Source organism: Streptococcus xiaochunlingii, from assembly GCF_006385805.1.
GTDB lineage: Bacteria > Bacillota > Bacilli > Lactobacillales > Streptococcaceae > Streptococcus > Streptococcus xiaochunlingii.
The window spans coordinates 204,053-218,830 of the sequence record NZ_VFSG01000001.1 but is presented as its reverse complement, the minus strand read 5'-3'; the positions used below and the strand labels follow the sequence as shown (position 1 = coordinate 218,830).

Genomic DNA, 14,778 nt, shown 5'->3' with positions numbered 1-14,778 from the left:
AACAGACTTAATTATTGTTTCTACACGAAACTTTCTTAAAAAAACACTTTCCGTAATGTCTACGAAAAGTGTTCTGGTCTTACTTATAAAGGAAGGTAAAGAGGGCAATAGCAACGATTGCAGCCAAGATTGGTGCTACAACTGGTACCCAAGCGTACCACCATTTTGAATCTCCCTTGTGTTCACCTAAAACAGATTTTGGAAGGAAAGCGTGAACCAAACGTGGACCAAGGTCACGTGCAGGGTTCAAACCAGGTCCTGTAGGACCACCAAGTGATGTCACCAAAGCCATAACGAGGAATCCAAGTGCCAAGTGAGCCACTCCTAAACCAGGAGCATGTGCTTGTGACAAAGCCAATTTTGCGGCTGTTGAAGAAGCATCAAAAATCCCTCCCTGCTCAGTCGCTGCTCTTTGAGCTAGAGAAGCAACCTCTGCACCAAAGAAGTGTTTTGTCAAGGCAAGTGCACCGAAGAAAAGGACGAATGATCCAGCAAACTCATTGACGAAACCATTGATGGTTGCTGCTTTACGTGATTCTGGAGTTCCTTTATCCAAACTAGAAATCGTTGAGAATGTTCCCAAGATATTGTTTGGATTTTCAGTTTGAAGGTAGTAAGGACGGTGAGTCGCAACGACAACCAATTGCCCAAACATAGCCCCAAGAAGTTGAGCAACGATGTAGTATAAAACATTTTCCCAAGGGAAGAGTCCGCTAACTGCAAGACCAATCGTAAAGGCAGGGTTGATATGGTTACCAGAAACGTTACCAAACATCAAGGCTGGCATCATAACACCTATTCCGTAGCCAATCGCAATCACGAGCCATCCACTTTGATGCCCCTTGGTACCCTTCAACTCAACGTTTGCAACGGCACCATTTCCTAAAATAATCAATAATGCTGTTGCAATAAATTCGGTCGCAACTTTAACCCAAAAATCAAATTGCATTTTTGAATAATCTCCTTATAAAAAAAATAATAATAATTTATTCTAACAGATTATCGAACACTTGTAAATAAACCGAACATTATTTTTAAAAAATATATCTCAATCCCCTGATTCATTCTTTTTAATCCTTGTACCCTCCTCCACTTTCTATTTATCTCCGAATTATGATACAATAGGACTAGTTACACATCACAAAGGAGATCTCATGTCTGAAATCTATGACATTACCATTATCGGTGGAGGCCCTGTAGGACTCTTTGCTGCCTTCTATGGCCATATGCGTCAAGTAAAAGTAAAATTGATTGATTCCCTTCCTCAACTAGGTGGTCAACCCGCTATTCTCTATCCTGAAAAACGAATCCTGGATGTCCCTGGTTTTGCGAACCTGACTGGAGAAGAATTGTCCCAACGGTTGATCGATCAATTAGAAACATTCGAGACTGACATTTGTCTGAACGAAACCGTTTTGGACATTCGTAAAAACGAGAATCACTTCCTCATTGAAACCAATAAAGACCAGCATTTCAGTCGTGCTGTTATTATTGCGATGGGTGGTGGTGCCTTTAAACCTCGTCCTTTAGAAGTGGATGGGGCTGAAGAATTCGAGAACGTTCACTACCATGTTTCAAATATCCAACAATATGCCGGCAAACAAGTTGCTATTCTAGGAGGAGGAGATTCAGCAGTCGATTGGGCTCTAGCCTTTGAAAAAATCGCACCGACAACTCTGGTCCATCGTCGTGATAATTTCCGCGCTCTCGAACACAGTGTTGAAGAATTGAAGGCTTCGTCCGTCTCTATTCAAACTCCTTATGTTCCTAGCCGTTTAATCGGAGAAAATGGCCATGCTAGCCATCTGGAAATTAGCAAGGTTAAATCAGATGAAACCCAATTACTCCCCATCGATGAACTCTTTGTCAACTATGGCTTTAAATCATCCGTTGGGAAATTGAAAGAATGGGGCTTGGACCTCCAACGCCATAAGATCCTCGTGAACCGCAAACAAGAGACCAGCCGAGAAGGCATCTACGCTTGTGGCGACTGTTGCTTCTACGAAGGAAAAATCGATTTGATTGCTACTGGTCTGGGCGAGGCTCCGACTGCGGTAAATAATGCGATAAACTACATTTATCCAGACAAGAAAGTTCAACCAGTCCACTCGACTAGCTTATAAGAAGAAACCTTTGAATCAACTGATTCAAAGGTTTTTTTCTTATAGTTCATCTAGCTCGTCTGCTATCTTATTGATTTTTCGCAAGCGATGATTGACGCCACTTTTGGTTAAGGGAGTTTTCAAGGCATCCGCAATTTGCTGGATAGAATAGTCGGGATTCTGGATTCGAACATAGGCAACTTCCTGAAGCTCGACAGGAAGACCACCTAATCCGATGGTATCCATGATTTTGACGATATTGTTAATGGTCTTCATACTAGCTGTGACCGTCCGCGCAATATTGGCCATTTCAGCATTATTGGCTCGATTGAGATCATTGCGCGCTTCTCGCATGACCTTGACAGACTCAAATTCTTCCAAAGCCTGCTTGGCTTCTACCAAGATGAGGAAATCAATAATATCCTCTGCCCTCTGCAAATAGGTGACGACTCCTTTTTTGCGTTCGATGGTCTTGGCATCTAACAAAAAGTGTTGCATCAGGTTGGCCAAGTCCTGAGCATGATCAGAATAAACAGAGCTAATTTCTAATTGATAGCGACCAGACTCCGGATCCTTGATGGTCCCACTTGCTAAGAAAGCACCTCTCAGATAAGCTCGACTTGCTTCATCTTCTTCTAAAATTCTTGGGTCAATCCCTGTCTCAATACCAAAGAAAGAATCTGCTAAGTGCAGGTCTGCAAGAATCTCTTCGACTTTTTCATCAATAGAAACAGTATAGACGCGATTCTTTTTTAAATTGGTTTTTTGGTGGTGACGAATGTCCGATTTGACCTGATAAAATTCTACAATCAATTCGTAGATATGGCGGGCAATCTTAGCATTCTCCGTGGTCAGAGACAAACTTAAGCCCCCCATACTTAGACCCAAACTACCTGACATCTTAATTAGAGCAGATAACTCACTTTTCTCAAAGCGGTGAAGGGTCAAGAGCTCTTCTTTTACTTTAATGGTAAAACTCATTTAATCACCTGTACAATTTGCATCAGTTCATCCACAACAGCTTCTCCATCATGGAAGGCGCCGCCGTTTTCCAAGCGAAGGAAATTGCTTGAAATAACTCGGGGAACCTGCGATTTTAGACCTGCGAAATCATGTTCTACTTGAACCAGGTATTCATCAAAGCGATTCGTGTCCATATATTCTTGAGGGACTTTTTCAATGTTGACTAAAACAGTATCAATAAACGGCTTCTTCAAGTGTTTATGAAGGACGGAAACATGGTCACTATCGGTAAAGTGTTCTGTCTCCCCACGTTGGGTCATGATATTGCAGACATAAGCGACCTCTGCTTTTGTCTCAAGCAAGGCATGTCCAATTTCTTCAATCACTAGATTGGGAAGAATCGATGTAAAGAGAGAACCTGGTCCTAAAATCACCATATCACTTTCTAAAATCGCATCTACTACTTTTCGACTCGCTTTCGGCGTCTCATCATTATAGGTATTGGTGACATAAACATAATCAATCATGCCCTCATGATGGGCGATTTCACTCTCACCAGCCACCTCTGACCCATCCATAAAGACGGCATGAAGGGTCAATGGTGTATCACTAGAAGGATAGATTTTTCCTGTCGTATGGAAAAATTTAGTCAGCAATTGCATGGCATTATAAGTCGATCCCTGCATTTCAGAAATCCCTGCAATAATCAAATTCCCTAGAGGATGCCCAGCTAGTGGCCCATCTTCTTCTGCAAAACGGTATTGAAAAACTTTTTCATAAAAGCGAGGCATATCAGACATGGCTACTAGTACATTTCGCAAGTCACCTGGTGGTGTCAATTGATGAATATTTTTTCGAAGTTCCCCAGAACTACCCCCATCATCCGCCACTGTCACAATAGCCGTAATTTCAACATCCTTTTTCCGAAGGCTATCCAAGATGACGGAAATCCCCGTACCTCCTCCGATGACGGTCATTTTTGGTTTTCTCATGAACGATTCACCGTTTCCTTCCGTCGGTCTTTATCTCGATGACTCATATTCACCGTCCAATCTTTCGCTAAATCCCGTCCTAGACGAGCAGCAAAGGCTACTGAACGGTGTTGGCCACCTGTGCAACCAACTGCAATCGTCAAAACAGATTTTCCTTCTCGTTTGTATGCTGGCAAGATGGGAGCAATCAAATCGTAAAGATGACGATAAAACTCCTCTGCTTCTTGATGGTCCATAACATAGTTATAGACATCATCATCCAAGCCAGTTTGATTCCGTAGCTCTGATTTGTAATAAGGATTCGGTAGGAAACGAACATCAAAGACCAAGTCCGCATCTAAAGGCAAACCATACTTAAAGCCAAAGGACATGACTTCAATCCGAAACTCAGGCTGGCTATCTTGTCTAGAGAACTGTTCAGCAATAACTTTTCGAAGATTACGAGGAGTTAGTTCTGTCGTATCAATGACATTTTGACTCATGTTTTTAAGTGGAGCCAAAAGTTCCCGTTCCAACGTAATCCCATCCAAGACACGCCCATCAGCAGCCAGTGGATGGCTACGACGAGTCTCTTTGTAGCGAGCAACCAATTCACTATCGGTCGCATCCAAAAAGAGAATTTTAAAATCAATCCCTTCGTGGTTCTCTAATTCGTCCAAAATGGAGCGAATTTCTGCGAAGAAAGACCGGCTCCGCATATCCACTACGAGAGCCAACTTATTATTGTCCATCGACAGTTGAATCAGCTCAATAAATTTCGGCAAGAGAGCTGGTGGCATATTGTCGATGGTGAAATACCCCATATCTTCAAAGGATTGAATGGCTACAGTCTTTCCTGCACCACTCATTCCTGTCACAATGACCAGTTGAATTGTTTTTTCTGTATCTGTCATCCTAATCACCTTTTCCTTACAAAAAAGGAGGAGACCATCATCTTTCCAGTTGGTCAGTCGATGGCTCTCACTCCAGCATTCTTATTTCCCGAATGCATTCCTCTATTCAGACTATACTTCTGCAATGACTTCAATTTCAACTTTGACATCGCGTGGCAAGCGAGCCACTTCTACTGCAGAACGTGCTGGAAATTCACTTGAAAATGCTGTTTTGTATACCTCGTTAAAAGGGACAAAATCATTCATATCACTTAAGAAACAGGTTGTTTTAACCACGTGATCAAAGTTCGTTCCAGCTTCCTCAAGGATAGCAGCAATATTCTTCAACACTTGCTGGGTTTGTTCTTGGATAGTTTCTCCAACAATTTCACCTGTTTCTGGTGAAAGCGGAACTTGCCCACTTGCAAATAAAAGATTGCCCACAATTTTTCCTTGAACATAAGGTCCAATTGCTGCCGGTGCTTTGTCTGTGTGAATTGTTTTTGCCATTTTCTTCTCCTGATTCCTAATTTTCACTGGATGCTGCTAATTTTTCCCGTTCTAAGCGTAACTTACGTTTGGGATTCAGCTTATTAAAGAGTTCTTCCAATTTTTCTGCATTCCAAACGTCTGCAGCAGAGACAAAATTTCCGTCTTTATCACGAAAGGATATAGGTTTATCTCCCATCTTCTTCTCCTCTTTAGCTCTAACTAGTCAACAAATTCAAATTCAAATTTACCGATCCGAACGATATCTCCGTCTTTGGCACCACGCGCACGAAGGGCTTCATCGACACCCATTCCGCGCAATTGACGCGCAAACTTCATGACAGACTCGTCGCGATCAAAATTGGTCATATTGAAGAGCTTCTCTAGCTTATCACCGGACAAGATCCAAGAAGCATCATCATCACGATTAATCTTGAAGGCTGGTTGGTCCTCATCAAAGCCGTAGTAGACTTCTTCTTGCGCCATATCTTCTTCTGTATAGAGCAAGAATTCTGGTGTTTTGTCTAACAAGTCTGCTGTTGCTTCTAACAAGTTGTCCAAACCTTGATGCGCTAAACTAGAGATTGGGAAGATTTGTGGCAGTTCATCAAACTCGTCGTAGTTGGCCGCCAATTTTTTCTTGAACTCTTTCAAATTTTCCTGGCTCTCTGGCATATCCATCTTATTCGCCACGATAATCTGAGGACGTTCCATCAAGCGAAGATTATATGTTTCAAGCTCTTTGTTGATTTGAATGTAATCTTCATAAGGATCTCGTCCTTCACTGGCTGACATATCGATGATATGCAAGATAACACGGGTGCGCTCGATGTGACGAAGGAACTGGGTTCCTAACCCGACCCCTTGGCTAGCTCCTTCGATCAATCCAGGAAGGTCTGCGACTGCAAAGGATTCACCTGACGGCGTCCGAACCATCCCCAAGTTTGGAACGATAGTTGTAAAATGATAGGCTCCGATTTTTGGTTTGGCAGATGTAATCACACTGAGAAGAGTTGATTTTCCTACTGATGGGAAGCCAACCAAACCAACGTCTGCCAAGACTTTGAGTTCTAATTCGAGTTCGCGTTCCTGACCAGGTTCCCCATTTTCTGAAATCTCAGGTGCTGGATTTTTAGGAGTGGCAAAACGGATATTTCCGCGTCCTCCACGTCCACCATGGGCAACAATGTACTCTTGCCCATTTTCAACCAAGTCGGTAATGACCTTGCCTGTCTCAGCATCTCGGACAGTCGTTCCTTGGGGAACTCGTACATAGAGATCTTCTGCTCCCCGTCCGTGCATTCCTTTGGTCATTCCCTTTTCCCCATTTTGGGCTTTGAAATGCCGGTTATAGCGGAAGTCCATCAGCGTGCGCAAACCTTCGTCTACAACGAAGATGACATTGCCTCCTCGTCCACCATCACCACCCCAAGGGCCGCCATTGGGAACATACTTTTCACGGCGAAAGGCCACCATGCCATCGCCGCCATTTCCAGCCTTGACCTTAATCTTGGCTGTATCTAAAAACATACTCATAGTTTATCGTTTTCCTTTTATAACCAAGTGTTGCTTGGTAGTCCCTTAGTAGGATAGTGCACCCAAAGCTGCAGCAAAGATTGCTCCAACCGTTACAATCAACATAATTACAATGACCACCATGGTCAATTTTTCAAAGAAAGTTTTTTTGCGTTTTCCGTTGTCTCCAAAAGCCACGTTTTTTACCTCAATTACAATAAATTCATTAGCCCTATTTTACCACGAATAAGGGCATTTTTCAAACATCCACCTCTATACGAAAGAGGACTATTGGATGAAATATTTTTTTAAACATCCACACTTGTTCAAATCCCTTTTCATCTAACTAACAAAAAAGACTGGAAAATTCCAGCCTTTTAAAAACGATGATATTAAAGTTATTTCTTTAGGATAAGCCAAGATCAGGGTGTTTCCTGCTTGAATGGCTTGAACAAAAGTAATTGAAAAGAGAACTGTTGTCATGAGGGCTATGGGCCTCATCATTCAACGTATTTTTTCAGCCAACCTTTCAAACTCTATTTTAGAAAGTTTACTTATATTATTTAAACTTCAAGACCAATTTCATCTTTGACTACTGTAGCAATGGTATCCACATAGTAGTCTACTTCTTCATGGGTTGGTGCTTCTGCCATGACACGGAGAAGAGGTTCTGTACCACTTGGACGGACTAGGATACGCCCATTCCCAGCCATTTCAGCTTCCATCTTTTCAATAATCGCGCGAATAGCAGGTACTTCCATCGCCTTGTCTTTCATGCTATTTTCAACACGGATATTGACCAATTTTTGAGGATAGATGGTAACTTCTGATGCAAGGTCTGATAATGTACGACCAGTTTCTTGCATAATCTTGGTCAATTGAACGGCACTCATCTGACCATCTCCAGTGGTATTGTAGTCCATGACAATCACGTGACCAGACTGTTCACCACCTAGATTGTAACCAGACTTCCTCATCTCTTCGACCACATAGCGGTCTCCAACAGCAGTCACAACCTTGTTAATCCCCTTGGCATCCAAAGCCTTATGGAAACCTAGATTAGACATGACGGTCGTTACGATGGTGTTATCTTTTAAGAGGCCCTTATCAGAAAGATAAGTCCCAATGATGTACATGATTTTATCACCATCCACTAGTTCCCCATTTTCATCAACTGCAATCAAACGATCACTATCACCATCAAAAGCCAAACCAATAGCCGCACCAGATTCTCGGACAGCCTCTTGCAAAGCCTCAGGATGGGTTGAACCTACTTGGTCATTGATATTGAGACCATTTGGGCTTTCGCCAATAACTGTCAAACGTGCTCCTAGGTCAGCAAAGACTTGACGGGCACTTGTAGATGCGGAACCATTCGCAGCATCAAGAGCTACGTGCATTCCTTCCAGCTGGGTTCCAGTTGAAACTAAGTATTCTTGATACTTACGAAGTCCTTCTGGATAATCCATCACGGTTCCAAGACCTTCCGCACTTGGACGAGGGAGAGTATCAGACTCCGCATCCAATAAGGCTTCTATCTCTAATTCACGGTCATCATCCAGTTTATAGCCGTCATTCCCAAAAAATTTGATTCCATTGTCTAGAGCTGGATTATGACTGGCAGAAATCATGACCCCAGCACTTGCCCCTTCAGAACGAACCAAATAAGCTACACCTGGTGTCGCGATGACACCGAGTTTATAAACTTTAATCCCTACAGATAGGAGACCTGCTACGAGAGCACTTTCTAACATTTCACCAGAAATACGTGTATCTCGTCCTACGAAAACAAGTGGAGTTTCTTTTTCATGTTGACTGAGGACATAACCTCCGTATCGACCGAGCTTAAAGGCCAACTCTGGCGTCAATTCGACGTTTGCTTCTCCACGGACTCCGTCCGTTCCAAAATATTTACCCATTATGATATTCCTTTCGATGAATCTATATTAATTGCTATTATGTGATGAAGAACTGGTCGATGAAGAGCTGGAACTTGTTTGTTTCAACTCAACCTTCATGTAGAGTTCTGATGGAGAGATAATGACTGGTAAATCATTCCCTTCACTATCTACTGCCTTCATTGATACGGTTGCAGTGTAGGTATTGTTCAAGAGATCTCCTTCAGGGAAGATGGCTTCCACATGATCAATTTTAGCTAAAGTATCTTGGTCACTTGTCACAGATACTTCATCTTCAGAGAAAGTAACATGTGAGAGACTCCACCCTGGAGCAATCTGTTTATCAGGTATAGTGACGGAAACATCAAACTTTTTCGTCATCTTCTTACCAATTTTTGCAGTTACCCTCTGAGGCTCGATGGTTGCTGTTAAACCAGAAGGTAAGCCTTCAATATTTAATGTGATTTCATGCTGGCCTTCTTTCAGATCACTTAAATCAGCAACCACTTTAAATTTACGAGTACTAGCCTGCATCTCTGATGCTAAGGCAACACGGTTAGATCCTTTCAGAAAGACTGTCACTTCTGAACTAATCCCACTGACAAAATATTTACTATCGTTGTATTTTACATCAATCGGAATATTGGTAAGAGTATTGGTGTAAGTTTCAGAACTCACTTGACGGGCACTACTGTTATTCTGGAAATTAACAGAGGTTGCATTGATGAATAAGAGACTTGAGAAAAAGACGGAGGTCACGATATAGACAATTTTTCTTTTTGGAATCATTTGATACGTCCTCCAAAAATTCTTGATTTCAAATCTTTTTTTCCTTGATCTTCTGGAATAATGAAAGAACGCAACTCTTGTTCGAATTCTTCGATACTGAGGTCGTGTCTAAAACTTCCATTTCTCGTTATAGAGATACCACCTGTTTCTTCCGAAATAACAAAGGTGAAGGCATCACTTACCTCGGATAAGCCGATGGCTGCCCGGTGCCGTGTACCGAACTCTTTTGAAATCCCAGTACTTTCTGTTAAGGGGAGATAGGCACAAGATACAGCAATTTTATCATTGGTGACAATCACTGCCCCATCGTGAAGCGGGGTGTTGGGGATAAAAATATTAATCAGAAGTTCACCCGAAACATCTGCATCAAGGGGAATACCAGTAGAAATATATTCTTGAAGGGTTCTACTTCCTTGAATCGCAACCAAGGCACCAATCTTCCGAGGGCTCATATAAGCAACCGCTTTTACATAAGATTGAACCAATTTTTCTTCAGTACTAATTTGATTGGTTGAGAAAAATTCAGTGGCTCGACCTAATCGTTCTAATCCCGTCCGAATTTCCGGAGAGAAAATCACTACCGCAGCAATGACCCCGTATGTGATGATTTGGTTAATCAACCAAGAAATGGTCGTCAAGCCAATCATATTGGCAACTAACTCAAATAAGAAAAAGGTCAAAACACCACGCACCAAAATCATAATTTTAGTGCCGACAATGGCTTTGATAAAATAATACAGTAACCAAGCCACTAGGGCAATGTCAATAAGGTTGACAACCACACTCCAGGGAGTGGGAAATAAACTAGCCCAATACTGGGGATTTGACAGTTGTTGGATGTTCACAATCTCATACCTACCACTTCTCTTCTAGGCTTTTCGCGCGACTAACCATTGTAGATACTTACTGGCAACAGCAGAGCTTCTAGAAAATGGATAACGCGTTCAAACCACTCCACATCATTATATCATGTTTCAACAGATTTTTCTGTAACCTTCTGTTGCTTTTTGTGATAAAATATGAATTATGAAGATTAAGACTAGTATGGGGCTTATCGCCGGAAAAATGAGCAGTCACCTCTTGCGTATGCTTGGACGTGGCTCTACCCTTCCCGGAAAAATCGCCCTTCAAATTGATAAAGACATTTTACAACATCTGGGCCAGAACTACGAAATTGTGGTTATCACTGGTACGAATGGGAAAACACTAACAACAGCTCTCACTGTTGGGATTCTTCAGGAGGCTTTCGGACCTATCGTGACCAATCCTAGTGGTGCCAATATGATTTCAGGGATTACGACTACTTTCTTGAACGCAAAAGGTTCTTCTGGTCGTCCGATCGCTGTTCTTGAAATTGATGAAGCCAGTCTGTCTCGGATTTGTGACTACATCACACCGACCTTGTTTGTGATCACCAATATCTTCCGCGATCAAATGGACCGCTACGGAGAAATCTACACAACTTATCGGATGATTTTAGATGGGATTAAAAAAGCGCCTCAAGCAACTGTTTTGATGAATGGGGATAGTCCTCTTTTCCATACCCTTCCCCTACCAAATCCCGTTCAATATTTTGGCTTTGAGACGGAAAAAACTGCTCCACAGCTAGCTCATTACAATACAGAAGGTATCGTCTGCCCAGAATGTCATAGAATCTTGACCTACCACTTGAATACCTATGCCAATCTGGGAGATTACATTTGTGAAAGCTGTGGCTTCCACCGTCCTCCTTTAACAGTCGCTGTCGATGAATTGACCGAGCTGACCAATACTTCTTCTCACTTTAAGATCAACGGTACAAACTACCACATTAATATTGGGGGCCTATACAATATTTACAACGCCCTTGCTGCAGTTGCGGTGGCCCATTATTTTGATGTAAGCCCAGACGTCATTAAGCGTGGTTTCGATAAGAGTAAGGCTGTCTTTGGTCGTCAGGAAACCTTTAAGATTGGGGATAAAGAATGTACCCTAATCCTGATCAAAAACCCGGTTGGAGCTACTCAGGCTATTGAAATGATCAAACTAGCGCCGTATCCCTTCAGTTTGTCCGTTCTTCTCAACGCCAACTATGCAGATGGGATTGATACCAGCTGGATCTGGGATGCCGACTTTGAGCAAATCACCCAGATGGACATTCCAGAAATCAACGCCGGTGGGGTACGCCACTCAGAAATTGCTCGACGACTTCGGGTTACAGGCTATCCGTCTGACCAGATTACTGAAAATGCAAAATTAGAGGATGTCTTTACCCAGATTAAAGGACAGGCTACTCCTCACGCCTATATTTTAGCCACCTATACGGCCATGCTAGAATTCCGTGAATTGCTAGCTCAAGAACACCTGATTGAAAAGGAGATGAATTAATGACGTATACTTCACTACAATCCCCTGATCAGGAAAACTACCAATATGAATTGAGAATTGCCCATCTTTATGGGAATCTGATGAATACTTATGGGGACAATGGAAATATCCTCATGCTCAAGTACGTTGCGGAGAAACTTGGTGCTCATGTCACTGTGGATATCGTTTCTCTCAAAGACCGCTTTGATCCAGAAGTCTACGATATTGCCTTTTTCGGTGGAGGCCAAGACTACGAACAGACCATTGTATCAGAAGATCTACCAGATAAAAAAGAAGACATCGAACGCTTCATTCATAACGATGGGGTGGTCCTTGCTATCTGTGGTGGATTTCAGCTTCTAGGCCAGTACTATATTGAAGCTTCTGGTAAACGCATTGAGGGACTTGGTATTATGGGGCACTATACCCTCAACCAAGTCAACAATCGCTATATTGGAGACATCAAGATCCATAATGAAGAGTTCAATGAAACCTACTATGGTTTTGAGAACCACCAAGGTCGGACCTTCTTGGCAGAGGATGAAAAACCGCTGGGCAAGGTCGTCTACGGAAATGGGAACAATAAAGAAGATGGTTGCGAAGGCGTTCATTACAAAAACGTCTTTGGTAGCTACTTCCACGGCCCTATCTTGTCTCGCAACGCCAATTTGGCCTATCGCTTGGTGACAACAGCTCTAAAGAAAAAATATGGACAAGACATCGTCTTAGCGACTTACAATGATATCTTAAGCCTTGAAAAAGCAGAAGAATACGCTGATGTGAAAAGCAAAGCTGAAATAGAAGAATAGGGAGACAAAATGAATAAACGAAAACTACAATATGTTGCACTACTGATTGCAGTCTTGCTTATTGCGATTATTTCCTTGGCCAATATGCAAACGGTGACTGTAAACTTTTTGCTGGTCCAATTTAAACTCCCGCTCATCATTTTGATTCTGGTTTGTGTCCTTCTTGGTTCGCTGGTGACTTTCTTAGTCAGCCTTCCAAAAAATTTCTCATTAAAACATGAGTTAAAAACTGCGAAAAAACAACTAGGACAAAAGATGTCAGGTGATAAAGAAGAAAAAATCAAACAAATCGAAAACTAAAAAGCACCAATCGGTGCTTTTTTCATGTTGTTCTAATGATTTTTTGCTTGTAGGTGCTTGGCGACTACTTGAGCTAAGAGTGAAAAGAGAATAACGCCAGCTCCAATCAGGAGAAAGGATTCTACTCGGACACTTGGTAACCAGGTCATCAAGCCTTTTGCGATGGGCATAAAGAGAATGGCTAGGGTAAAAATCGTGCTTAAGACCCTGCCCAGATAGTCTCCTTCCACCTTTGTTTGCACTTGGGTAAAAAAGTGGATATTAAAAATCGTCATAAAGAGTTCACAGACTAAATTTCCAGAAAAGGAAAGAAGGTGAGGAAGAGGCAAGCCCATCATGAACACTCCCACTCCTGTTAAAATCAATAAGAAGAGAAGCATCTCCATACTTGATTTAAATTTATTAGCGATCAAGGCTCCGATGATGGAACCAATAGCTCCCAACGTTAAGATGGTCGCATAAGCACCCTTGACTCCGTAGAGTCGATTGGAAAATGGAAGTAAAAACTCAAAAGCTGCAAAGAAGAAATTGACACTAGAAGCCACCAAGAGGAGAAAGAGAATTTCTTTCTGATGCCAGATATAGTGCAATCCATCCTTGATATCCGAAAAAATATCTTTTCCTGTGAACCGTTTCTTTTCTTGAACTTTGGCTTCTTCTTTCGGAAGGAATGCCACTAGGACAAAGGCGATGAAAAAGGTCAGCGCATCCAGTAAGAGAGTCGCGTGGAGACTGGCAAATTGTAGAACAAGGAAAGAAAACAAAGGTGAACTAACACCGACAACCTGTAAGACCAACTCCAAGCGTGCATTATAGGTCACAATCTCATCCTTCTCTACGACTTCAGTGATAATGGCTTTGTTGGCCGTACGAGAAAATGCAAAGGCAATGGCCTGGACAATATTGGCAACAATCAAGGCTGCAATCATCCAACGATCGTTCCTGATAAAGGAAATCGCTAAACAAAGGAGACCACAAACCAAGTCGGTTGTCATCAAAATCTTGCGACGGGAAAAACGGTCTGAGATCACGCCACCAAAGGGATTGACTAAAATAGAGGTGACGAGTTCAGAAATCTGATAAATCCCCAACACTGTCTTTCCTATAGTCCCCATTGAGGCCAGCCAGACACTGTTCCCATAATCATAGAGCATATTTCCCATTCTATTGATCGCCCCACGAGCAATTAATTGGACTGCATGTCGATTCATAAAAAAACCTCCTTCATTTTCTGAAACTATTGTATCAGTTCATGAAAGAGGTTTTCATTTTATCCCCTATTTGGGAAAATTAGTGTTTTACGAATTTATCAAAGGATCCCTACTGTTCTTTTGATTGAAGCTGCTTAGCTACTAGTTGAGCCAAGAGTGAAAAGAGAATAACTCCAGCTCCAATCAGGAGAAAGGATTCTACTCGGACACTTGGCAACCAAGTCATCAAACCTTTGGCGATGGGCATAAAGAGAACAGCCAAAGTATAAATCGTACTCAAGACTCTCCCCAGATAATCATCTTCCACCTTGGTTTGCACTTGAGTAAAAACGTGGATGTCGAAAATGGTCACAAAAAATTCACAGACCAGATTTCCCGAAAAGGAAAGATAAGTCGGAAGAGGCAAGCCCATCATGAACACTCCTACACCTGCCATGATCAGTAAAAACAGGAGAATTTTCATACTTGATGTAATTTTATTGGCAACAAGTG

At 42.1% G+C, this 14,778-nt stretch carries 17 protein-coding genes; 4 read left to right on the top strand and 13 right to left on the bottom strand.

Annotated features, from left to right (window positions below; translation table 11 throughout):
* Positions 1–79 precede the first annotated feature (79 nt).
* Complete coding sequence (gene gla, locus FJR71_RS01165; RefSeq protein ID WP_048689380.1) at positions 80–949, bottom strand: aquaglyceroporin Gla; 870 nt, start codon at positions 947–949, stop codon at positions 80–82.
* A gap of 205 nt (positions 950–1,154) precedes the next feature.
* On the opposite strand from gla, the gene FJR71_RS01160 reads away from it, so the two are divergent.
* A complete protein-coding gene (locus FJR71_RS01160) occupies positions 1,155–2,123 on the top strand; it encodes an NAD(P)/FAD-dependent oxidoreductase (RefSeq protein ID WP_140813867.1) in 969 nt (322 codons plus the stop codon).
* Between the two features lie 39 nt (positions 2,124–2,162).
* Here the strand turns inward: FJR71_RS01160 and whiA are convergent, their stop codons facing one another.
* The 10 genes from whiA to cdaA form a co-directional block, all read right to left on the bottom strand.
* The gene (whiA, locus tag FJR71_RS01155) at positions 2,163–3,083 is read right to left on the bottom strand and encodes a DNA-binding protein WhiA (RefSeq protein WP_048689373.1); all 921 of its coding nucleotides are present in this window, start codon (positions 3,081–3,083) and stop codon (positions 2,163–2,165) included.
* Positions 3,080–4,057 (bottom strand): YvcK family protein, encoded by a 978-nt coding sequence (locus FJR71_RS01150; protein WP_048689370.1) that lies wholly within the window; start codon positions 4,055–4,057, stop codon positions 3,080–3,082. Before FJR71_RS01150 ends, whiA begins: the two co-directional genes overlap by 4 nt.
* Positions 4,054–4,950: an RNase adapter RapZ gene (gene rapZ / locus FJR71_RS01145; RefSeq protein ID WP_048689366.1), complete on the bottom strand. Its 897-nt coding sequence runs from the start codon at positions 4,948–4,950 to the stop codon at positions 4,054–4,056. The genes FJR71_RS01150 and rapZ overlap by 4 nt, the downstream gene beginning before the upstream one ends.
* A gap of 111 nt (positions 4,951–5,061) precedes the next feature.
* On the bottom strand, positions 5,062–5,439 hold the full coding sequence (locus FJR71_RS01140; RefSeq protein WP_048689361.1) for a RidA family protein: 378 nt from the start codon (positions 5,437–5,439) through the stop codon (positions 5,062–5,064).
* A gap of 16 nt (positions 5,440–5,455) precedes the next feature.
* Positions 5,456–5,617 carry a hypothetical protein gene (locus FJR71_RS01135; RefSeq protein WP_006596601.1) on the bottom strand — a complete coding sequence of 54 codons (162 nt, stop codon included), beginning with the start codon at positions 5,615–5,617 and terminating at the stop codon, positions 5,456–5,458.
* Positions 5,618–5,640: 23 nt separating this feature from the next.
* Positions 5,641–6,954, bottom strand: a complete 1,314-nt coding sequence (gene obgE, locus FJR71_RS01130) for a GTPase ObgE (RefSeq protein WP_048689356.1) — start codon at positions 6,952–6,954, stop codon at positions 5,641–5,643.
* A gap of 45 nt (positions 6,955–6,999) precedes the next feature.
* Positions 7,000–7,131, bottom strand: a complete 132-nt coding sequence (locus FJR71_RS01125) for a DUF4044 domain-containing protein (protein WP_065426872.1) — start codon at positions 7,129–7,131, stop codon at positions 7,000–7,002.
* A gap of 365 nt (positions 7,132–7,496) precedes the next feature.
* A complete protein-coding gene (glmM, locus tag FJR71_RS01120) occupies positions 7,497–8,852 on the bottom strand; it encodes a phosphoglucosamine mutase (protein ID WP_140813866.1) in 1,356 nt (451 codons plus the stop codon).
* Between the two features lie 27 nt (positions 8,853–8,879).
* A complete protein-coding gene (locus FJR71_RS01115; protein WP_048689349.1) occupies positions 8,880–9,620 on the bottom strand; it encodes a CdaR family protein in 741 nt (246 codons plus the stop codon).
* Entirely contained in the window at positions 9,617–10,465 is an 849-nt protein-coding gene (gene cdaA / locus FJR71_RS01110) for a diadenylate cyclase CdaA (RefSeq protein WP_048689347.1), read from the bottom strand. Before cdaA ends, FJR71_RS01115 begins: the two co-directional genes overlap by 4 nt.
* 181 nt (positions 10,466–10,646) lie before the next feature.
* Between cdaA and murT the strand changes: the two genes are divergently transcribed.
* Genes murT through FJR71_RS01095 form a run of 3 tightly spaced genes read left to right on the top strand, consistent with a single transcriptional unit; the run spans position 10,647 to position 13,075 of the window.
* Positions 10,647–11,987 carry a lipid II isoglutaminyl synthase subunit MurT gene (murT, locus tag FJR71_RS01105; protein WP_048689344.1) on the top strand — a complete coding sequence of 447 codons (1,341 nt, stop codon included), beginning with the start codon at positions 10,647–10,649 and terminating at the stop codon, positions 11,985–11,987.
* Positions 11,987–12,775 (top strand): lipid II isoglutaminyl synthase subunit GatD, encoded by a 789-nt coding sequence (gatD, locus tag FJR71_RS01100; protein ID WP_048689341.1) that lies wholly within the window; start codon positions 11,987–11,989, stop codon positions 12,773–12,775. The genes murT and gatD overlap by 1 nt, the downstream gene beginning before the upstream one ends.
* Before the next feature lie 9 nt (positions 12,776–12,784).
* A complete protein-coding gene (locus FJR71_RS01095) occupies positions 12,785–13,075 on the top strand; it encodes a LapA family protein (RefSeq protein ID WP_048689338.1) in 291 nt (96 codons plus the stop codon).
* Positions 13,076–13,107: 32 nt separating this feature from the next.
* Here FJR71_RS01095 and FJR71_RS01090 read toward each other — a convergent pair whose 3' ends face one another.
* Together FJR71_RS01090 and FJR71_RS10065 are read right to left on the bottom strand one after the other, a co-directional pair.
* Entirely contained in the window at positions 13,108–14,286 is a 1,179-nt protein-coding gene (locus tag FJR71_RS01090) for an MFS transporter (RefSeq protein ID WP_048689336.1), read from the bottom strand.
* Between the two features lie 109 nt (positions 14,287–14,395).
* The gene (locus FJR71_RS10065) at positions 14,396–14,701 is read right to left on the bottom strand and encodes an MFS transporter (RefSeq protein WP_246040084.1); all 306 of its coding nucleotides are present in this window, start codon (positions 14,699–14,701) and stop codon (positions 14,396–14,398) included.
* Positions 14,702–14,778 lie beyond the last annotated feature (77 nt).